The sequence below is a fragment of the Alteromonas sp. NFXS44 genome, assembly GCF_040148705.1.
Classification (GTDB): domain Bacteria; phylum Pseudomonadota; class Gammaproteobacteria; order Enterobacterales; family Alteromonadaceae; genus Alteromonas.
In genome coordinates this window covers 25,577-48,726 of the sequence record NZ_JAGDEA010000006.1, presented here as the reverse complement: position 1 = coordinate 48,726, position 23,150 = coordinate 25,577, and the positions used below count along the sequence as shown (strand labels likewise).

The window sequence follows — 23,150 nt, the reverse complement described above, 5'->3', positions numbered from 1 at the left end:
ACGTTCTGCACCCGCGCAGTGATTAAAAATAATCGAAGTAAAAGGGCTTTTACAGCGCCTTTACGATGTTTTTCACTAGTGACGGCCCCTGATAGATAAACGCCGAATAAACCTGTACCAGCGAAGCGCCGGCGGCGAGCCGGTCTTTTGCAGTCTGCGCGTCATGAATACCGCCCACGCCGATGATAGGAATTGCGCGGTCCAGTGCAGCAGACAATTTGCGTGTCACATCCAGACTCATTTCCGTCAGAACATCGCCACTTAAACCGCCGGCTTCATCAGCGTGTTTCAGTCCCTGAACACTGTCACGGCTTAGCGTGGTATTCGTAGCAATCACTCCGTCCATTTTACTGTTGATCAGTGAACGGGCGATGCTTTCAATTTCATTATCCGCCAGATCCGGCGCGATTTTAATAAACAGGGGCACATATTTACCGTGTGACTGACACAGCTTTTCCTGTGCATCTTTCAGACCGTTAAGCAGTCTGTCCAGCGCCTCGCCATACTGAAGGTTACGCAGTCCCGGCGTATTGGGAGATGAAATATTCACTGTCACGTAGCTGGCGTAAGGATACACTTTGTTCAGACAAATGAGGTAATCATCAATGGCGTTAGCTTCTTCGGTATCTTTGTTTTTACCGATGTTAATTCCCACCGGCCCTTCGAAACGGGACGCTTTTACCTGACTGACCAGATGATCCACACCGTGATTATTAAAACCCATGCGGTTAATGATAGCGTGCTTTTCCGGCAGGCGGAAAATACGGGGCTTGGGGTTACCCGGTTGGGGACGGGGTGTTACTGTACCGACTTCTACGAATCCGAAGCCCATGCTGCCAAAGGCATCAATACATTCGCCGTTTTTATCCAGACCGGCAGCCAGGCCTACCGCATTTGGGAATGTGATCCCGGCAACTTTTACCGGCTTACTGATAGTTTCATTACTGTACAGTAATTTCAGCGGCGTATGCTGGGTTCTGTGCAGCCACTTGATGGCAAAATCGTGGCTTTTTTCGGGCTCGCACTGGAGCAAAATTTTCTGGGCGATGGATTGCATGGTCTTTCTCTAAGAAAAAGCCCTGTCAAAACAGGGCTTCGTCGTTTCTGAATAGGCGTATTCTAATGGCTAGACTTGGCGCTTAAAAGCATCAATTCACGTAAAGCCACAGAAAATTTCGCAAATTCATGTGTAGAGCTGGTTTTGAACTCTGACATCATGTGGTACCAGCGTTTCAGCAGAGCCTGATTATTGTCCATCCAGCTTTGCAGAATTTCGTCGGCATCTTTGCTGTCAGGGCGCGACTGTAACAAGTTCAGCGTAATGGAGCGCTGTTGCCAGTCAAGCTCTTCACGGTAGGACGCTCTTGCCAGGGCCTGCCAGTGGTTACTGACATTCTGGTTGGTAATTTGCGCCAGGAACCAGTGCAGTTCCAGTTTCGCGCCCAACTGGAAGTACAGCTTCGCAATGACAGAGGTATCATGGCTGTCTGTTTCATCGATTTGCGCCAGGTCGAGACTGGAGAACAGATTCGAGAAACTGGACACCTGCGTGGCAATATCTTCCGGTACACCTTTATCAACCAGTTTAGCCGCCTCTTTCTGCAATGATGCATATTCATCAGCGACCAGATAATTCTGCATGTTACTGGCAAGGTTATCAAAGGTAGCGCGGTAAGCTTCAATTGCAGAGTGAATACCCAGAGATTTATTGCCGTGACGGATATACCAGCGCGCAGTGCGGCGCATAATACGACGGGCACTCTCCAGAATTCTCAGTTGCAGATCAGCGTCGATGACATTGTCCAGCGCTTCAACTTTGCGCCAGAGCGGATCGATATTGAAAATACCTTTCACCACCGCGTAAGCATCAGCGATTTCATCCACCGTCGCACCAGTCTCTTCCTGCATACGGAACACGAAATTCAGGCCCATATCGTTAACAATGTTATTGGTTAACTTAGTTGCGATAATTTCGCCACGCAGCGGATGCTGTTCCATCTGCTCCGGATACTTGTCACGCAGTACCGGCGGGAAAGCATTGACCAGCAGTTTACCGTGATACGGATTCTCTGTGATCTCCGGAATATTAAACGCGTCTTTGAGTACCATTTTACCGTAAGCAATCAGCACACTCAGTTCCGGACGGGTAAGTCCGCGGTCTTTCGCCACGCGATCTGAAATTTCATCATCGGTAGGAATAAATTCCAGTTCCCGGTTAAGACGTCCTTCACGCTCAAGACCATGGATGAACCGCAGTTGTTCTTTAAGTTGCGATACACGTGCCCGTTCTGTAATGGAAATCGACTGCGTTTGACGGTAGCAATCTTCCAACACGATTTTGGCTACATCATCGGTCATGTCGTACAGCAGTTTGTTTCGCTGTTTAACGGTTAAATCACCGTTACTCACCAGGCTGTTAAGCAGAATTTTAATGTTAACTTCATTGTCCGAGCAGTCCACACCACCCACGTTATCAATAAAGTCGGTATTCACGCGGCCGCCGTTTGCGGCATATTCCACACGGCCAAGCTGCGTAAGACCCAGGTTACCGCCCTCACCCACAATTTTCGCCTTAACGTCTTTACCGTTAACACGTAAATCATCATTGGCACGGTCTCCCACTTCAGCATGAGACTCTTTAGTACTCTTAATATAAGTACCGATACCACCGTTCCAGATCAAATCGACGGGCATTTTGAGAATATTATGAATAAGCTCGTTCGGCGTCATCGTCACCTGACGGGTACCCAGCCATTTTTTCATTTCCGGAGTAAGCTTAATAGACTTACTCGCACGGCTGAAGATACCACCGCCTTTCGAAATCAGCTTACTGTCATAGTCTTCCCAGCTTAACCCCGGGTTTTCAAACAGGCGCTTACGCTCTTCCCAGGTTGAAGCTGCATCCGGATCAGGATCGAAGAAAATGTGCAGGTGGTTAAACGCAGCAATTAACCGGGTGTGTTTTGACAGCAACATACCGTTACCGAATACATCACCGGCCATATCACCTACACCCACCGCAGTAAAATCTGTCGTCTGACAGTCGATACCCACTTCACGGAAATGACGTTTAACCGATTCCCATGCACCACGGGCCGTGATCCCCATTTTCTTATGGTCGTAGCCCACGCTGCCGCCGGAAGCAAAAGCGTCACCCAGCCAGAAGTTATATTCTTCAGAAATGCCGTTTGCGATGTCTGAGAACGTGGCCGTGCCTTTATCTGCAGCAACAACCAGATACGGATCGTCTTCGTCCAGGCGTACCACATCTTTTGGTGGCACAACTTCGCCATTTACAATGTTATCTGTGATATCCAGCAGGCTGCGGATAAACGTACGGTAGCACGCCTGACCTTCTGCCTGGAATGCCGCTCTTCCGCCTGTTGCTGGCAGTTTTTTGCAAACAAAACCACCTTTTGCACCTACAGGCACAATAACGGTATTTTTAACTTGCTGAGCTTTCACCAGGCCAAGGATCTCAGTGCGGAAATCTTCCTGACGGTCAGACCAACGCAGACCACCCCGCGCCACTTTGCCGCCACGTAAATGCACACCTTCCACACGGGGGCTGTACACAAAGATTTCAAATTTGGGCAATGGCAGCGGCATTTCCGGAATCATTTCCGGCATCAGCTTGAACGATACATACGGCTTTTCGTTGCCGGCATCGTCGCTCTGGTAGAAGTTGGTGCGGAGTGTCGCCAGCATCATATCCAGATAACGGCGGATGATCCGGTCGTCATCCAGGTTGCTGACGTTATCCAGCGCTACTTTGATTGAATCAAGCAGCGCATCTTCTTTTTTCTTACTGCGCTTTTTAAACGGGTCGAAACGTAAGTCGAAAAACTCCACCAGTTTCTTGGCAATGTCAGGATAGGCAGACAGCGTATTGGCAATGTAATCGCGGCTGAAAGAGCTGCCTGTCTGACGCATATATTTTGCGTAGGCACGGAGAATGGTCACTTTACGACCGGTCATGCCGGCACCCAGGATCAGGCGGTTAAAGGCATCATCTTCCAGTGTGTTTGCCCACACTTTGGCAAACGCATCCTGAAACAGCGCTTGTGCCTGCTCCATGTCCAGGTCTTTACCGGACTTATGAAGCATGGTGAAGTCCATTACCCAGTTCAGCGACGAATCGGCGCAATTGACTTTGTACGGACTTTCGTCGATAACGCGCAAGCCGAAGTTTTCCAGCATAGGTAACACGTCAGAAAGGTGAATAGGCTCTGCTCGGTGGAACAGTTTCAGTTTCACAACCTGACTGTCAGCACTTTCTTCCTGCGGACGGTAAAACAACATATCCAGCGTATGGTCATCACTCAGTAATTCAAGTTTTTCCATATCAATCAGGGCAGCGCTGGGCAGGTTCTGTTCCATATAACTGCGGGAAAAAGCATTGGTATACTTGCGTTCCAGTGCTTTACCTGATGCTTCACCATGGGCTGCCTTTATGGCAGATGCCAGACGGTCATTCCAGGTTTTGGTGAGCTCAATGATGTTTTGCTCGATTTCCTTCACATCGTATTCCACATTGTTGTTTTTGACGCGGGCGATATAGTGCGTTCTGGCGTACACAGATTCAGAGAAGAACGTCGTAAATTCGATTTCTTCATCAGTACCAAATGAGCGCTGCAGCAGGTTCTGGGTATCTTTACGCAACTGGGTGTTGTAGCGCTCTCTGGGCACAAACACCATACAGGAAATAAAGCGGCCAAATACATCCTTGCGAACGAACAACCGGGTAATGCCCCGCTCCTGCATCTGGAAGATGCCCATGATGATTTGAGCCATTTCCGCAGCAGGTGTTTGCAACAACTCATCCCGTGGATAAGTTTCAATAATATTCACGAACGCTTTGTACGCGTGGGTACCCGGCTCATAGCCGGATAACGTACAGATTTCTTTAATTTTTGACGCCAGCACCGGCACTTCAGTGGCACTTGAGTTATAGAAAGAAGCACTGAAAAGACCGAGGAAACGGTGTTCACCGACAACAGCACCATCGCTGTTAAATACCTTCACACCCACATAATCCATATAGGCAGGACGGTGTACCCGTGAACGTGAATTGGTTTTAGTCAGCATCAGCGGATTCTGACTCAGGGCTTCAGCCCGCGCAGACGACGGTAAATTAGAAATCAGACGCTCACGATCGCTGACAGACTTTTTCATCAGCCCAAGGCTGCTGTCATTATCAGGGATCCAGCGGTAATCACCTTCAATGGCACGGGCGTCGTAATAACGGTAGCCCATCATGGTGAAATTATGATCAGCCAGCCAGCTTAAAAACTGCAGAGTCTGGGCTTTCTTATCGGCATCTACCGGCCAGTTGTGTTTGTCAGCATCTTTAATAACGGTTGCCAGCTTACCCGACATGGACTGCCAGTCTTCAACCGCAAGGGAAACTTCATCAACCACTGAACGAAGTTCTTTGGTAAGTTTATCAATGTCTTTTTTCGCGGTCTGTCTGTCGATTTCAATCAGCAGCACGGTTTCTTTGACGGCCGCTTTGGTTTTCTTACCGCTTTCATAAAAGGCTTCCACCTGCCCTTTGTCGCCACGTTTCAGCCAGATGGGGCTGTGCAACATGAGATGAGAAGTAATATTCAGGCGGTTCAGCGACATGCGCACGGAATCAACCAGGAAAGGCATGTCCCGCACGATAATTTCAACGATGGTATGGCTTGAATGCCAGCCATGTTTGGCGATTTCAGGATTGAAAACCCGGATATACGGTGACGACGGATCGAACGAGGAGAACTCGTTCCACAAACTTAATGTTGCCCCGTACAGGTCGCTGTCATTGCGATCTTCCAGGTCATCATTAGAAATTGTCTGGAAAAGATGTTGGCCGAATTGTTTAACCAGCGCATTTTGCTGCGCATCGACTTTCTTTTCGATGAGTGAGAAAACATTATCAAGCAGCACCGACTGCCGCTGTGAGGTGACTGTCATGGTTTAACCTTTATTAGTCGTAAGTGCACAGAATCCTTACCTATTTTCGCTAATCTCCGGCCTTAATGAAAGAGGAGTTTTAACGCTTTATTAACAGCATAGATAACTATGCAGAAAACGCATAAAAAAAAGGGCCAAACGGCCCTTTTTTGTAGTTACTTATGCAAAAATATTTTATGCATCAGGGGCGTTTTTACTTAACCAGAGGAATCTGGACAGTGCCGGCAGCACAATAATCGCGCCCAGCATGTTCACGAGGAACATAAATGTCAGCAAAATACCCATATCCATCTGGAATTTCAGTGAGGAAAACACCCAGGTGCTCACACCAACTGCCAGTGTGATCCCCGTGAAGAGTACTGCACTTCCCCGCTCTTTCAGTGCATCCAGGTAAGCCTGTTGCACTGTCTCACCGGATTTGAGTTTATGACTCATGGTAGAAAGTATGTAGATACCATAATCTACGCCAATGCCAACACCCAGTGCGATTACTGGTAGTGTAGACACGGTCAGCCCGATTTGCAGGAAAGTCATCAGTGCCTGTGCCAGCACCGACACCACATAAAGTGGCAGTACGACAGACAAAGTCGCTCTGACAGAACGGAAGCTGATAAGGCAAAGTACAATAACCGCACCAAACACGTATACCATCATCGGGCCCTGGGCCGCTTCCACGGCTTCATTAGTCGCCGCCATTACGCCTACAGGGCCGGAGGCCAGTTTGAACTTCATATCGTCGGTTTCATATTCCTTACGGAATGCTTTCACAGCATCAACCACATGAGAAATGGTCTCAGCTTTGTGATCTTCCATAAACAAAATGACCGGCATTACCGAACAGTCTCCGTTTAATAAACCGGACGAAGTAGGTACCAGCGAAATATCCTGCGCCAGAGTCTGCTGATTCCGGGGCAGTACCTGCCATTTGATATTGCCCTCGTTATAACCGGCATTGACGCCTTTTGCCACTGACGCCAGCGAGACAGCCGATTGCACACCCTCAACGTTAGTCATCTTCCACTGAAAGTCGTCCATTGCACGCATGACACCGTACGATGTACAGGCTTCCGGCGTGGTTTCTACTACCACCGACAGATAATCCACGGTCACCGAGTACTTGTCGGTGATCAGGAAAGTATCCTGGTTATAGCGGGAACTCTCCTGTAAAGACGGCGCCCCGGCATGTAAGTCACCTATCTTCATTTGCTGGGATTGTATCAAGCCGAAAATGAATAAGGCAGTCGTCACAGCCATGATGATAATGGCCGGTTTTTTACGGGTGCAGGCTGCAATCGCATTCCAGAAAGCAGTGTTACGTTGTTCCTTTTTATTGAACTGCTGAACATATTTGTCATCCAGCTTCAGGAAGCTCATCAGTACCGGCAGCAAAATAAGGTTGGTCAGGATAATGACGGCGACCCCCATGCTCGCAGTAATGGCCAGTTCCCGGATAATACCGATATCAATAACCAGTAAAGTCATGAAACCTACTGTATCGGAAAGCAGAGCAATACCGCCGGGCACAAGTAAAGCACGGAACGCACTCATGGCTGCATGTTGCGCGCCCATGCCCGCAACCACCTTTTTCTCCACAGCGTTAATCATCTGCACGCCGTGACTGACACCAATGGCAAACACCAGGAAAGGCACCAGAATTGACATTGGGTCAAGGCCGAATCCCAGCACCGTCAGTAAGCCCAGCTGCCAGACAACAGCTACCACAGAGCAAATTAAGGGCAGCAGCGTCATCATGATACTGCGGGAGAAGAAGTAAACCATCACAGCAGTGATAGCCAGGGCTATGGCGAAGAAAAGCACCACGTCTTTTGCGCCATTTGCCACATCACCAATCATTTTGGAGAAGCCGATGATATGGATGCTGACCTTATCCGATTCAAACTGGCCTCTGACCTGTTGTTCCAGGTCATCTGCGACTTTGAGCATATCCAGCGGAGCGCCGGTTTTCGGGTCCAGATCAAGTAACTGCGCAGTCACCATGGCACAACTGTAATCGTTGGATACCTGGCGGCCAACAATTTTAGCCTTTTCCACATTGGTAGCGACCTGCTCCAGTGCTGCCGGCCGTGATGAGTCGAAATCCGCAGGGATAACCGGCCCGCCGGAAAAGCCCCCTTCTACAATTTCCGTAAAACGGGTAGACGGGGCAAACAGGCTGACAACCAGCGAACGGTCCACACCGTTGATAAAAAACAACGCATCATGGACTTGTTGCAATGTGTCCATAAAGTGCTGGTTATAAATATTCCCGCTGGTATCACACACAGAAACCAATACGCTGTTGGCACCACCGAAATCACTGCGGTGAGCCATGTAGGTTTTCATGTATTCATGATTAAGCGGCACATTTTTTTCGAAACCGGCGTCCAGATGCATCATCGACGCCTGATAGCCAAGATACACTGTGGCCAGCAGAAAGAGCCCGACTACAACTTTCCGGTATCCGAAAATTAGTCTTTCTAAAAGCGAGGTAAAACTTGCCATGTCAGTGTTTTAATCCATATCCAGTTGTTTGATACCATTCGCCGTGACAGCGATAAGATGACCGTTAAATCGTGCAACGCTGACGATGCTGGCTTTGTCCTTAAGTTGTTCGCGGCTGAGACCGTCAACCGGCTCACAACTGTCTGCAGGCCCCCGGGGATCGAACTCACTTGTTTCCAGCGATGCCGGTACTGAAATCATCATCCCGTTATTGCCGAACAGGCGTACACGCTCACCGGCCGGTAAAATCTTATTCAGCGAACCTGACAAACAGGTCGGTACGTTTTCCCACTCACCTGTCCCGCGACGGACAAAGGTGTGTCCCCGCAGGCCGGCGATGACGATTGTGTCATCTGCTGTCTCAGCAACGTCAAGAAAAGACCCTTCATAGGTGGTATCCATACGGGTCCATGTTTCTCCCATATTGTCACTCATGGCGACCAGGCCCGCTTCACCGACAAGGTAAAGGGTTTCTCCCACCTGCTCCAGTTTATTCAGGTGAGGCAAAATGGCGCGGAGTTCCTCTTCGTAGTATTCCGGTGTATCCCGCTTTACTTCATCAAGATATTCCTGATCGTAGGGATTGAGTAACGTAGCGTGCAGCTCCCGGTTCCAGGTTTTACCGCCATCACGGGTGCGGAAGAATAAACCGTAAGCCCCCGCAGCGACGCCATGCTGATGATCAAAAAAGAGTATATCGAGAAAGGGCATTTCCAGCTCAGGGGCAGACATTTGCACTGTCCACGTAGTGCCACGGTCGGATGAATGCAATATGGTTGCATCATGCCCGGCCACCCATACATCGCCGCCAACAATATCCACCGCTGTCAGGGTAGCAGTGACAGGTACAGCCTGTTGAACGAAGTTTTCGCCGTCTGATGACGTCAGAATATGGCCTCTTTCCCCGGCCACAACAACGTAGTCTGCGGTATCGATATCGAGCAGTACTGATTTCGTTACCAGCGGAGCCTGATAAGCTTCCTGAGCATGGACAGAAAACAGTGCCGACAACGCGATAATCGCCGCCAGAGTGCTTTTCATGAGTATTATTATCCTAATAGCGCAGAACTATACAAAAACGGTTGGCACTGCCAACCGTTTGATTCTGTAGAATTAACGGCCTTCCCGTCTGAGAGCCTGAGATGTGAATTCGGCTTCACGTGGCTGGATAGTGAAATCATACATTTTTTCTTCGTTATCCAGCCCAATTGCCAGGTAACGACGGGAATTCAAATCATGATACACATCCAGTGTAGACCATTGGGTCGGCACATCATAGTAGTTCACACCGTACGTCATCGCGACGCGGTACAACTCACCATTCTTGTCGTACATGTCTGCTTCCTGAATCTGCCAGCTGTCTTCATCAAGGAAGAAAACACGTTTCTGGTAAATGTGACGCAAGCCCTCTTTTAAGGTTGCCTCAACCACCCATACACGGTGCTTTTCCCAGCGGGTCAGATCCGGATTGATGTGGTTAGGTTGCAGAATGTCTTCATACTTCACCTGATCGCTGTGCAACTTGTAGTTGTTGTAGGCAACGTACATTTCTTTTTTGCCTTTCAGCTCCCAGTTGTAACGGTCAGGAGAACCATTGTACATATCGAAGTCGTCTGTAGTACGCAGACCATCGGCCTCGGTTCCCGGTGTGTCATAAGCAATTTGCGGAACACGGTTCAGACGTTTACGACCCGTATTATACTTCCACGCTTCACGGGGCTCTTTCACCTGGTCAACGGTTTCCTTAACCAGAAGAATATCGCCGGCAAGGCGGGCTGGCTCAGTGATTTTCTGTTTGAAGAAGAACAGAATATTATCTTCTTCAAGTTCTTCCGGCTTCGCATTTTCATTGGAATATTTGATCAGCAGTTTCTCGTCAAAACCAATGAGATTGTAATCACCGGATGATGTTACAGCAGCCTGACCGCCAAAACGCTGAACAGCCTGACCGCGATAACGCAGAATGTGATTCCAGATTGCTTCCAGACCATTTTGCGGTACAGGGAACGGAATGCCCGTTGCCGCACCTTTGATACCGTTTCCGGATTCAATCAGTGATGCACGGGTTGCGTTTGCTCTGGTCGCATCATAAACAAACTGAGGGTTAGACGCTGAGCGGCGGCTTTCATAAACCGGCATACGGTATGTATCCGGATAGGTTTCGAACAGCTTTTTCTGACCGTCAGACAGAAAGTCCGCATACTCTTTATAATTTTGACCTGTGATCTCAAACAATACCTGATCACCCGGATAAGGGTCCGGATGATGGTCACCTGCAGAGTAACCGGCCGGTGCGGCTGTTATCCCGCCGGTATAAGCCGGAATGCTGCCATCAGCATTGGCAGCAGCCTCACCACCCAGTGGTGTCAGGCTGTTACCCAATTTATCGGCTTCTGCCTGAGACACTGCCGCCATGGTTGTAGATGACAGCGCTACCGATAACGCAGCAGCAATAAGACCTGCTTTTCTTAACATACGATACCCCTTAAATCGAATACTTGATGTTGAAAGATACAAAATCACGATCTGACAGCTGGTTTGTTGTACCCACACCACCCCAGAATGCACTGTAAGATGCAGTGGCTGACCAGCTGCTAAGATAATTAAAGGTAAATGCCAGACTGGCTGATTTTGAATCTTCGAGGAAAACATACAACGGATCGGGTGTTGTCCCTTTCACATCATGTGAGAACGTTGCACGGGTTTGCATATTTACGCCTGAGAACACGTTGTTGAAATCAGCAACGGCCAGTAAACGGTAGCCCCAGGCATCATCTGTAGCAAACGGGTTTGTTTCAGGTCCGTTTGATAAACCTGTGTGTAAACCAACACGTGGATTGCCGTCTTCTGTAGGTTCAAGTGACGGCGTTCTGCCTGTACCGGGTGCGTTCAGACGCAATACTGAAGGGTCCGGAAAATCGACGATATTTACATAGCCAACTTCACCCAGAACAATCAGGTTATCTGTACCCAGTGCCGGACCAAATACCTGAGACAAGGTAAACTGAGCCTGCCAGGTATCTGAGAATACAAAACCTTCAGCTGTTTCACCCGGTCCCACTGCCCGGCCGATGTTGTTTAACTGAGAAATACCGGATAAGTCAGGACGGTAGCCTGTGTTAGCAAGCTGTTCCGGCATACCCATGTAGAGCAATTCTACATCGTCGATTTGTAACGGTTCATCAACACGGTAAGCAAATTCACCGGCCAGAGCCCAGCTCTCAATGTTGGTGTTGAAGCTGAAGCCGTACAATTGAATGTCTTCGGGATAATAGAACTTCGCTTCAGTGAACGCTTCCAATTGAGTAATGTTATCTTTAGTGATTTCTGTGGTCGCCAGCATAGCCAGATCTGACGCAATACCTTCCTGCGAGAAATCAGACGTAATACCGGAAATCAGCGGACGCTGACTGTGATAATTAATGTGGTAGAAACTGAGTTCACTGTCGTTCAGCAGCTCTGAGAACCAGGTCAGACGAATACCGTATTGGCCCTGATCATCTGCATCTTCATGAGCAGCATCTGAATAACCGCGCACCGCCACTTTTGTGGGATAAGCCAGATATGCCTGCCCGATTGTGGATGCATCAGCACCTGCACGCAAAGCAGAACCCAGCCCATTTAATGAGCTTAACAGGAAATCCAGGTCTATATCCGGGTTACCGGTAAAGCCGAGCTGAATATTGTTTGCCTGACCACCCTCACCGGCAAAATCGTTTGTTGCGAAATAGCTGCCGGCAACCGGTAACCAGCTGCGCTCCCAGCGATACTGGTAATAGGCCGACAAACTGACCGTATCAGTCAGACCCAGAGAGGCGTACACCATACCCACAGGAATAAACACTTCTTTTAATTCAGCACCGGGAGCACGGGCACGGTTTACATCCACGGGGTTAGTGGTATTGATACCGTGCTGGATAAACGTACTCTCACCCCAGCTGATCACCTGATCACCTACACGGATAGAGAATGGTTTATCATCAATCCAGAAGTCACCGTAGAAATACGCATCCAGGATACGGAAATCTTTACACAGTAAATCATCAGCTTCCGGGGCCGCACATAAATCGGGTGTTCTGCCGGTGATTGGGTTCGCGGCGACGTTGTCGTTATCGTTCTGAACAAAATCATAGAACCAGAACGCGCGGGTAAAGAAACCCCAGTCACCCATGTTAATGTCTAAATCGTGGTTACCGGATATCTGGGTAGAAAAGGCTTTACCCGGATCCCAGGACAAATCTCCCTGGTCATTATTTGATGAATAATCACCGTTCGCCTGCGCCCAGACATCAGCAGGCTGATAAATCACATTCGTTGCAGCGTTATAACCGGACCAGTCAAACTGGGGATGGTTGCTGTTACCGATTAATTTATAGTCTCTGTCTTCAGCACGGATACTGGTCGCCAGCGTAAACGTGGAATCCAGTGATACTGAAACATCTCCAAATTGCCAGTTTGCGGCTAAAGCCGGAGAGGCGGCACCAAGTAAGGCAATGATACCAGCGGCAACTGGTGTCTTTTTAAATGTGCTATGCCTAATTGTCATAGTTTTTATTCTCCTGATCCAGCGCATACGATAACAGGTAGCGACGCGCAGACGTGTGACCAACCAAGGTAGTTAACAAAATGATTACATCATTTTCCCTGTTTCGCAAGAACTAATCGTACCAGTTAACACTAGTAATAACATTTTTCCTTTCAACTAGTTATTGAACAAAAGTGGCAAAATCGCCAGTTTTTAGCTGAAATTATCTTAATCGCTCGAAGGATTTTATTTTATTTTCGGAGCTGACGAGGAGCCTGAACCGGCCGGTAAGACCGCGGCTGTCAACGTAGGGACGAAGCCGGCTTACAGGTATTTGTACCCTTTTGCCGGATTCTGAAGTGAGTACAGCAGAGGCGCCGGCGCTTTCATAAAGCGCCTGACACCGGCTGTAGGATAAGGAGAGAGTAAAAAAATAGGTAGTATCAGTCACGTCTTTCGTAGGCCAGACTCTTACTGACTTTTTCAAACACGTCTTTACTTAAACCTTCATGGTTCAGCAACCGTTGCAGCTGTGCTTTCATGAGTTGCTGGTGCACCGGCGCATAATTTTGCCACTGCGTGAGTGGTGTTACGATACGTGAAGCCACCTGAGGGTTCTGTTTATCAAGTTCAATCAGATAACTGGTTACGTATTCATAACCGCTGCCGTCTTCAGCGTGAAAACCGGTGGAATTGTAAAAAGCAAAACTACCGATAAGCGCGCGGACACGGTTCGGATTACCAATACTGAACTGAGGGTGCGACTTCAGCATGGTGATGTGTGCCAGAATATCTTCCCGCTCTGTGGTAGCGTGCAAAGCGAACCATTTGTCCAGCACCAGAGGCTCTTTCTCCCAGCGCTGACCGAACCGGGTCATTAAGTCACTGAAGAGTTCCCCGTCACAGATTTGCGCAGCCTTTAACGATGCCAGAGCATCAGTCATATTGTCGGCACTGACGTATTGTGCCCGTATAAGCGATGCGCCGTGAGATGTGCGGGCAAGATGGCCGAGCACCACATTTTTGCAACGGCGGGCATTCACATTACGCTGATCGTAGACATAGTCCGTGGTTTCGATAGCCTGCCACACAGCAATCAGTCCGTCATGTAACGCGTCAGCAAACTGCTGGCAGAATGCTTCTCTGGCTGCAAACAGTGCCTTAACGTTTATCTGGCTGCGGCTCTGACACAAGGTTTCAAAACTGGGCACCGATAAACACTCGCCAAGCAGCTCATGATTAGCCTTTTCATCATGTAACACTTCACGCAGATAATCCCAAACCGTATCGGGGATGGCTGCGCCCTGCTCTATTACACCGATACACCAGTCGTAAAGCGACTGCATGGCATCCCAGCGATTAAACAGATCATCAGCAAAACGGAAAATCTGCAGTAATTCTCTGGCAGATAAAGGGTTATCTACCCGCACTGGCGCAGAGAAATTCCCCAGCACAACGGGTAAACAGGACTCAGGAACATCCGAAAAAGTCAGAGACACTGACGGCTTGTCCACGATCACCAGGCCATTCTGTACCAGGCTTTCATCATCGCTGTAGTGATGACCATTGTCGTCAATACATTCAAACGCCACCGGAATATACAGGGGCTGTTTTTCTGCCTGATCTGCCGTCGGCGGTGTGTGCTGTGACAGCGTAATGTGCAAAGTACGCTTCTGTTTGTCATAAACCCGTTCAACGGCCAGGACCGGTGTACCGGACTGACTGTACCAGCGGGCGAAATGACTGAGATCTTTTTCTGTTGCGGTCTGCATAGCTGCAACAAAATCGTCGCAGGTAACTGCCTGACCATCGTGACGCCGGAAATACTCATCCATGCCTCTGCGGAAGCCCTCAGGGCCGAGAAGCGTATGGAACATGCGGATCACTTCAGCGCCTTTATCGTATACCGTCACTGTGTAGAAGTTATTCATTTCAATCACTTCATCAGGACGGATAGGATGGCTCATCGCACTGGCATCTTCAGCAAACTGATGTTCCCGCATCACACGTACATGCTTAATCCGGTTGCTCAGCGCTGAAGTCATGTCGGCGCTGAATTGCTGATCACGGAATACAGTGAGACCTTCTTTCAGGCTCAGCTGGAACCAGTCGCGGCAGGTAACGCGGTTACCGGTCCAGTTGTGGAAATACTCGTGGGCGATGACTGATTCTACGTTGAAAAAGTCGTCATCAGTGGCACTGTCCTGATCCGCCAGTACAAATTTGCTGTTGAAGATATTCAGGCCTTTGTTTTCCATTGCGCCCATATTGAAGAAATCCACGGCGACAATCATGTAGATATCGAGATCGTATTCCAGACCAAACGTGTCTTCGTCCCACTTCATCGCCCGCTTCAGAGATTCCAGAGCAAAATGACCCCGTTCACGCTTACCTTTATCCACATACAACTCAAGCTTAACGTCGCGGCCGCTGGTGGTGCGGTAAGTGTCTTCCAGCAAATCAAAATCACCGGCCACTAACGCAAACAGATAGCTGGGTTTAGGATGAGGATCTTCCCAGGTAACCCAGTGAGTCCCGTCGGCTTCTTCCCCTGAATCCACAGGATTACCATTTGCCAGTAACGTGGGATATTGCTTTTTATCGCCGCTGACAGTGACGGTATATTTCGCCAGTACATCGGGGCGGTCAGTGAAATAAGTAATGCGGCGGAAGCCTTCTGCCTCGCACTGTGTACAAAATACGCCATCAGAAAGATACAGGCCTTCCAGTGCCTGATTGTTTTGCGGGTCTGTTTCTGTGTCGATGACCAGTTCAAAGCTGTCAGGTACGTCTTTCAGTAGTAATCCGGCATCCTGTAAATCATAGGCGGTATAAGGCTGCCCGTTAACGCTTACAGAATGTAAAGTGAGTTTTTCGCCATCAAGGAACAGAGGTTCATTGTGATTCCCTGCTCTTTCTACTGTGGATTTCGTTGTAATAAGTGTGGCGACCGGATGCAGTTTTACATCCATGATTACCCGTGAAATGGTAAAAAGCGGCGGCTGGTAGTCCAGCCGGCGTTTTGCATTGACGCTCATAAGTACTCCTTAAAAAAGAAAGTTATGCGCGCTCCCCGTCGTCCTCTTTGCGCTCGAAGGGAGGGTCCAGGCGAAGAATTTTGATGCCCAGATACGCATAAATAATCGCGAGGACAGGATTAATTACGTTAAAGAAAGTATAGAAGATGTATTCAAACGGATGCACCATTAATACGCCCTGCATGTAAGCACCACAGGTGTTCCAGGGAATTAACGGTGATGTCAGTGTGCCGCCGTCTTCAAGGCTGCGGGACAGGTTAAGCTGGTTCAGTCCGCGCTTTTCAAATTCCTGTTTATACATACGGCCGGGCATAACAATCGACATATACTGATCAGCCGTTACCAGATTTGTACCCAGGCAGGTAAGAATCGTCCGGCTGATCATGTCACCGGCAGACTTCGCGCCATGAAGAATTGCACTGACTGCCCGCTTAAGCAGGCCGACCCGCTCAAGTACGGCACCAAATGACATCGCGCAGATAATCAGCCAGATAGTATTCAGCATTGATGACATACCACCACGGCTGAGCAGCGCATTTAAGTTTTCATCCGGCGTGGAAAAACTGACGCCGTCGAACAATGCAGTCCACACCACTTTCAGCGTACCGATGGCCGGAGAATCCTGCGCATCCGCCATGCTGGCGACTACATCGCCCTGAAACACAACGGCCCAGATACCACCAAGCAGCGCACCGATGGATACCGCCGGAAATGCCGGCATTTTCTTCACCGCCAGTGTCAGTAACACGACCAGCGGAATGAGCAGATACCAGCCCAGAGAAAATGATTCACCCAATAATGTCTGCATTTGCTCGATGCGCTCAAGAGAAGCTGCATCGGACTCACTGAAGCCAAGAATAACAAACAGGATTAAAGCAATAATAAAGCTGGGGATCGTTGTCCAGAGCATGTAGCGGATATGTTCAAATAAATCCGTTCCCGCCACTGCCGGTGCCAGATTCGTTGTTTCTGAAAGAGGTGAAATTTTATCGCCGAAATACGCACCGGAAACAACAGCGCCTGCTGTAATTGCTGCCGACATATCCATTCCGGATGCCACCCCCATCAGGGCAACACCGACAGTGGCCGCTGTGGTCCACGAACTGCCGATACTCATTGCCACTACAGCACAAATCAGACAGCTTGCAGCATAAAAGAAAGACGGGTTAAGTAGCTCAAGCCCGTAATAAATGAGTGTGGGAACGGTACCGGCCAGCATCCAGGTGCCGATCAGTGAGCCTACTGCCAGCAAAATCAGGCAGGCGCCCAGTGACATGGAGATCCCTTTAACGATGCCTGCTTCGATTTCCTTCCAGCTATGGCCATTTTTCATGCCGATGATAGCAGCGAGGCCGGTACCCAGCAACAGAGCAATCTGGTTAGGACCAAAAGATGAATTGTCGGAGAACAGATAAACCGCACTGCCCATCATGATGACCAGTGCAACAATAGGAATAAGCGCATCCGTCAGTGACGGGTCTTTAATCGTTTTATTCATTGTAGTTATTACTCTTATAAGACAGAACGGACGAACATCAGCAGGATGACTACCGGACAAACAAATTTCACATACCAGGGCCAGATTTTCCAGAACAGACTGTGTTCTGCATCAGCAAAACCTTCTTTCAGTTCCGCCAGAATAGCATCTCTGCGCCAGACCCATCCGGCAAACAGACACAATGCAAATCCGAGTAGAGGCTGACTGTACTGGGTAGTCGCAGCAATGACCAGGCCAAACAGACTTTCAAAATTAAGAATGATGATACAACTGGCAGCAAAAATCAGTGCAGCCATGATCCATACAGCACGGCTTCGGGGCTGTTTGCGGTTCTCAACCAGATAAGCAACAGGCACTTCCAGCATAGAAATTGAAGACGTTACAGAAGCAATAACCATCAGGGCAAAGAACGCCACGGACACCAGTACACCGACAGGGCCGATAGACTCAAACAGGGCCGGCAATACATTGAATATCAACTGGTCCCCGTCCATTAACGCGCCGGTTTCAGTAAAAATTTCTACGCCATTATTCAGCGCCACATACATAGCGGGAATGATGAGCATACCGGCAATAATTGCTACACCGATATCAACCAGTGCAACCCATGCACCTATTGAGGGCAGATTTTCCTGCTTAGACAGATAAGAACCGTAAACCAGCATAGTACCGACCCCTAAAGACATAGAGAAAAAGGCCTGCCCCATGGCGCTGATTAATAAGTCCGGATCGAGAATGCGTGAGAAATCAGGTAAGAGATAGGCTGCCCAGCCTTCAACGGCCCCGGGTTGAAAGCTTACATAGACAATCAATGCCAGGATGATCACAACCAATGTCGGCATTAAACGCACTGACCATTTTTCAATGCCTGACTTTACCCCGCCCAATACGATAGAAGCGGTCAGTAACATAAACAGGCCGCAAAAAATCATATTGCGGCTGTCAGAGAAACCCATCAGCCAGACTGAAGTCTCTTCAAGACCAGCAGTTTGCACAATGCCGTCAGCGAAATAAGCCAGCATCCAGCCACCGACTATGCCGTAGAACGCCAGAATCATGGATACAGTGACACAGCCCCACAGGCCGGTAAGCGTACCGGAAACATTACCTGAGATATTCGTCAGCGCGTCCACCATGTTCGCACGGTTGGAACGGCCAATAATGAGTTCAGCCATCAATACCGGATAAGCCAGTACGAACGCTAAAAGAAGATAAACAATTACAAATGCTGCGCCGCCGTTAGTGGCGACTTGCGTGGGAAAGCCCCAGATATTTCCGAGACCGACGGCGGAACCGGCAGCAGCCAGTATGAATCCGATCCGTGATGAAAATTCACCTCGCATTGCCATGGATGTATTCCCTTTATTATTGTTTTAATCGTTTGTTGTCGTGTGATTTTTATTATAGGTACAAAAAAGGGGCTGGCCCGGCACCAGCCCCTGTAGTATGTATTTTATTGTTGATGTATTGCGTATTTACCGGTGTCTAACATGTCGAAAGTGATGTTAGCCGCTTCATCCAGGAAAGGATCCAGCTCTTCAAGCTCATCCGGTAAATCGTCCAGCGATTCAACCGGCTCCTTGCCCATACGTGCCAGGCGCTCATTGGCCCGTTTCAGATCATTCTCGCGGGATTCTTCTTTCTTTGATTCCCGTTCTGATTTCACCAGTGACACATATTTTTTGTCTTTATTCTTTTTGTACTCGTCAATATCTTCGGCGAGATACATAAACTCAGGCTCTTTCAATACACGGGCATTGTGCTTGGCTGCCAGCACATCCAGTGCACTCTGGCTGTCGCCAAAAGTGGTGTAGTTCGCGCGGTCAATGCTGTCCCAGGGTAATGCATTTTCTTCCTGGCTTTCACCCCAGTCTGCCGGATCAATGGGCGACGGATATTTAATGTCCGGTACGACACCTTTGTGCTGGGTGCTGCCACCGTCGATACGGTAGAATTTCGCAATGGTAAACTGCACACTGCCCAGCGGGTTGTCATACAGGTCGTAAATCCGGCCAAGTCCGCGGTGCTGTTGAACGGTGCCTTTACCAAAGGTTTGTTCACCCACAATCAAAGCACGGCTGTAATCCTGCATGGCTGCAGCAAAGATTTCAGATGCAGACGCACTGTAACGGTCAACCAGTACTGTTAACGGACCATCGTACGTTACTACACCGTCAGTATCACGGTTAACACTCACCTTGCCTTCGCCATAGCGAATTTGTACTACCGGTCCTTTTTCAATGAACAGTCCGGTGAGTAACGTCGCTTCTGTCAGCGAACCACCGCCGTTACCACGCAAATCGACAATGATGCCTTTGACGTCCTGAGCTTTCAGTGAATCCAGTTCTTTTTTCACGTCAGCATGCAGGTTGTTATAGAAACTGGGAATTGTGATAACGCCTAACTTCTCACCGGCATACGGGCCGGTTTCCGGCTCATAAACCTCAGATTTCGCGGCGCGGTCTTCCAGCTTGATTTTGTCACGGGTCAGACTGACCACAGACATGGCTTTGGTATCTGACGTGCCTTTTTGTATCTGTAAACGTACGGTACTGCCTTTGGGTCCTTTAATGAGATCAACAACCTCATCCAGACGCCAGCCTACAACATCCACGAACTCTTCGTCGTCCTGCGCCACACCAATAATTTTATCTTCCGGTTTCAGCGCATTGGATTTATCAGCAGGGCCGCCCGGTACAATGCTTTTAATTACAGTAAAGTCATCTTCTGCTTGAAGTACAGCACCAATACCTTCAAATGACAGGTTCATTTCCATCTGGAAACGGTCGGCATTTCGGGGAGACAGGTAACTGGTATGCGCTTCAACGCTGCGGGCAAAAGAGTTCATAACCGTCTGGAAAACGTCTTCACTCTCAGCTTGCTTCAGTCGCTTAACGGCACGGGTATAACGCTTGGTCAGTAAGTCTTTTGCTTCTTCCCAGGTTTTATCCGCCATAATCAGATTAAGCGCATCGTATTTAACCCGCTGACGCCACAATTCATCCAGCTCTGCTTCTGTGGTTGGCCATGCTGCGTCTTCACGGTCGTAATAGAATTTGTCGTCAGCTTTTTCAAAATTGAAAGGCTTGTCTAACAGGCTTAACGCAAACTCAAAGCGCTCAACACGACGTTTTGCACTTTGATTATACATATCATAAGCGATAGACAAGTTGCCGCGACTTAACGCTTCATCAAAAGAATCACGGTACTTTTCGAAACCATCCACATCTGACTTCAACAAAACCTGTTTGTTGTTATCGAGAGAGCGGAGAAAACGGTCGTAGATTTTTTCCGACAAAGCGTCATCCAACGCAATTTCCTTGTAGTGCGCTCTGGTGAACAAAGCACTTACCCTTTTTGCAGCCACACTGTGTTGTGTTTCCTGCTGCAGAACGGGTAAATCTTCTACCTTTTCAGTGGTAGTAGTTGCACCGGCGCCAATGCCAACGGTTAAAAATGCACTGGCAATGGAAATGCGAAGGATTTCTTTCATATTACGACCTCTTGGAATTCGCCAAACGTAAAGCGTCTGCGTTGACTTTTACCACCATGCCCGAATCAAGTTGCACGTGAATACCGTCTTTAGCGACTTCAGTAATAACCGCATGCATCGGGGCTTTACCCAACTTCACTGTGACGGATGTGCCTGGCTGGCAATCGGCATCGGTAAGTTTGGCCGGTGGTGTTTTATTTGGTCTTTCAGAATTAAATTTAGTTCCCTTTTTCCCGCGCTGCTGAGGTTTTTCAACATTTTCGCTGCGTGGTTTGCGTTGGGGTGGACGCTTTTCGCCAGTGGTCTTTTGCTTCGCTTTGCGCTTTTCAGCAGCTTTCGCTTTGCTTTCATCCAATTGCTGCTTTGCGTGGTCAGCATGCTCTTTTTCAATTTGAGCATCCTGATTACCATCTAAGTCAACGCGGTGAGCGCCTTCTTTGATGCTGTGCAGGTAACGCCAGCTGTTGGTGTAATGTCTTAATGTTGAACGCAGTAAGGTTTTGCTAACCCGTTCTTCATTTTCTAAACGCTGAGCCAGATCCTGAAAAATGCCAATTTTCAGAGGCTGTGCTTCGCCCTCGGTGGAAAAACAGTTTGGAAAGGTTTCTGCCAAAAAGGCGATGACTTCTTTACTGTTTGAAAACTTCTCTGGTGATTCCATCTATACTTTACGTGTGGTTAATAATAATCTTCATTGTCAGCATCATCCCAAGTTGCCAGCGTGTGGTCAACCCAATCAAGCAATTCATCGTCGTCTATGTCCAATAAATTGCGTGTTTGATGCCATGTTTCCCAGGTATAGTGCAATAAACGCTCAAGCCAGTGCGTATCCGCATCTTCATCGGCTCTGTCGTAAATGCAATGCAGAATGAAATTTATCCGCTCTGCTGCCTCTTCGGGTTCGTCAAAATTGTCTTCCATGTCGGCCGGCGTTGCCAGCACAACATGGATATCAACATATTCTTTCATCGCTGAGAATCCAGTAAAGCCTCAGCCAGCGCTTCCAGACCGGCCTTATCTTCCTCGTCAAACCGGCTGTATTCAGGACTGTCGATGTCCAGTACGCCCAGTAATTTGCCGTTAAGTACCAGCGGAATAACGATCTCAGAATTGGATGCGGCGTCACAGGCAATGTGGCCTTCAAACGCGTGGACATCTTCTACCAGTTGGGTCTGCAGGCTTTGTGCCGCAGTGCCGCATACACCGCGGCCCACCGGAATGCGTATGCAGGCGGGCTGGCCCTGAAAAGGCCCGAGCACAAGTTGATCCTCTTTATATAAATAGAATCCGGCCCAGTTTACCTTTTCCATGCGGTTAAACATTAACGCGCTCAAATTCGCCATGTTGGCGATGAGATCGCTCTCACCGCTCATTAAACCCTTCGCCTGCGTCAGTAACTCTTTGTAAAACTCGTTTTTCAACTTACCCTCAATCTCATTCATCTATCGCGAAGCTGACGTTCACCCGTGCTTCCACGACTTGTTCACCGGGCATGGCTGATGAAAAGCTGTCGGCCTTCGCGGACATTTCCATTCTCATCACCGGCATGGGGTAACTGTTGCCGCTCTCTGACACTGCAATTACCTTACCTGTTTTTACGCCCAGTTCTTCTGCTAACAGTCCGGCGCGTAATTTGGCGTCTTTAACTGCATTTATCAAGGCCTTTTCGTAAGCATTATTCTGCTCACTGGCAATAAACTGAAACCCTTGCATACGATCTATACCGCGGGATAAAGCGCCGTCAATGATACGGTCATAGTTATTTATATCCGTATCCGTTACCTGAATTTCTCTGCTGAGTACAAATCCCCGTTGTTCACGGCCCTGAGGGGTAGATTCGTAATACGGATTTAAATTCACCTGCATGGACTGCACGTGCTTTTCTTCAATACCGTTGTCGAGCAGAAATTTAAGCACAGACTTCATGTCTGACTGCATCTGTGTATTCAGTTTAGAAACGGTTTCGCCTTTTTCTTCCATCACAAATGTCAGAGTATAAGCATCGGGTACAACGGAGAAAGAGCCTTTGCCGCTCACCTGAATAACCGGTTCCATGGCCTGTGCACTGGCCAGAACGGGCATCGCTGCGAAGATTACTGCGGCACTGATTTGTTTTAAATTCATTTCTGTCACCTT

15 protein-coding genes are annotated in these 23,150 nt (G+C 48.7%); all 15 read right to left on the bottom strand.

Annotation, left to right across the window (positions count from 1 at the left end):
- Positions 1-49 precede the first annotated feature (49 nt).
- Complete coding sequence (pyrD, locus tag J3369_RS10130) at positions 50-1,057, bottom strand: quinone-dependent dihydroorotate dehydrogenase (RefSeq protein ID WP_349586344.1); 1,008 nt, start codon at positions 1,055-1,057, stop codon at positions 50-52.
- A gap of 62 nt (positions 1,058-1,119) precedes the next feature.
- On the bottom strand, positions 1,120-5,958 hold the full coding sequence (locus J3369_RS10125; RefSeq protein WP_349586341.1) for an NAD-glutamate dehydrogenase: 4,839 nt from the start codon (positions 5,956-5,958) through the stop codon (positions 1,120-1,122).
- Between the two features lie 174 nt (positions 5,959-6,132).
- Positions 6,133-8,460, bottom strand: a complete 2,328-nt coding sequence (locus J3369_RS10120) for an efflux RND transporter permease subunit (RefSeq protein WP_349586338.1) — start codon at positions 8,458-8,460, stop codon at positions 6,133-6,135.
- Between the two features lie 9 nt (positions 8,461-8,469).
- On the bottom strand, positions 8,470-9,501 hold the full coding sequence (locus J3369_RS10115) for a WD40/YVTN/BNR-like repeat-containing protein (RefSeq protein WP_349586335.1): 1,032 nt from the start codon (positions 9,499-9,501) through the stop codon (positions 8,470-8,472).
- Positions 9,502-9,573: 72 nt separating this feature from the next.
- Positions 9,574-10,935: a DUF1329 domain-containing protein gene (locus J3369_RS10110; protein WP_349586332.1), complete on the bottom strand. Its 1,362-nt coding sequence runs from the start codon at positions 10,933-10,935 to the stop codon at positions 9,574-9,576.
- Positions 10,936-10,945: 10 nt separating this feature from the next.
- Positions 10,946-13,006: a DUF1302 domain-containing protein gene (locus J3369_RS10105; RefSeq protein ID WP_119501357.1), complete on the bottom strand. Its 2,061-nt coding sequence runs from the start codon at positions 13,004-13,006 to the stop codon at positions 10,946-10,948.
- Between the two features lie 202 nt (positions 13,007-13,208).
- A complete protein-coding gene (locus J3369_RS10100) occupies positions 13,209-13,436 on the bottom strand; it encodes a DUF2835 family protein (RefSeq protein ID WP_349586328.1) in 228 nt (75 codons plus the stop codon).
- Entirely contained in the window at positions 13,429-16,023 is a 2,595-nt protein-coding gene (pepN, locus tag J3369_RS10095; protein WP_349586326.1) for an aminopeptidase N, read from the bottom strand. Before pepN ends, J3369_RS10100 begins: the two co-directional genes overlap by 8 nt.
- A gap of 22 nt (positions 16,024-16,045) precedes the next feature.
- Positions 16,046-17,521 (bottom strand): Na+/H+ antiporter NhaC, encoded by a 1,476-nt coding sequence (gene nhaC, locus J3369_RS10090; protein ID WP_349586324.1) that lies wholly within the window; start codon positions 17,519-17,521, stop codon positions 16,046-16,048.
- A 14-nt stretch (positions 17,522-17,535) separates the two neighbouring features.
- Positions 17,536-18,870, bottom strand: a complete 1,335-nt coding sequence (locus tag J3369_RS10085; RefSeq protein WP_349586321.1) for a sodium-dependent transporter — start codon at positions 18,868-18,870, stop codon at positions 17,536-17,538.
- A gap of 104 nt (positions 18,871-18,974) precedes the next feature.
- Positions 18,975-21,014, bottom strand: coding sequence for a carboxy terminal-processing peptidase (gene prc / locus J3369_RS10080; RefSeq protein ID WP_349586319.1), 2,040 nt, complete (start codon positions 21,012-21,014; stop codon positions 18,975-18,977).
- Between the two features lies 1 nt (position 21,015).
- Positions 21,016-21,675, bottom strand: coding sequence for an RNA chaperone ProQ (proQ, locus tag J3369_RS10075; protein WP_349586317.1), 660 nt, complete (start codon positions 21,673-21,675; stop codon positions 21,016-21,018).
- A gap of 17 nt (positions 21,676-21,692) precedes the next feature.
- A complete protein-coding gene (locus tag J3369_RS10070) occupies positions 21,693-21,983 on the bottom strand; it encodes a hypothetical protein (protein ID WP_119501350.1) in 291 nt (96 codons plus the stop codon).
- Positions 21,980-22,456, bottom strand: coding sequence for a free L-methionine (R)-S-oxide reductase MsrC (gene msrC / locus J3369_RS10065; protein ID WP_303575199.1), 477 nt, complete (start codon positions 22,454-22,456; stop codon positions 21,980-21,982). The genes J3369_RS10070 and msrC overlap by 4 nt, the downstream gene beginning before the upstream one ends.
- Positions 22,449-23,138, bottom strand: a complete 690-nt coding sequence (locus tag J3369_RS10060) for an SIMPL domain-containing protein (RefSeq protein ID WP_349586313.1) — start codon at positions 23,136-23,138, stop codon at positions 22,449-22,451. The genes msrC and J3369_RS10060 overlap by 8 nt, the downstream gene beginning before the upstream one ends.
- Positions 23,139-23,150: the final 12 nt, after the last annotated feature.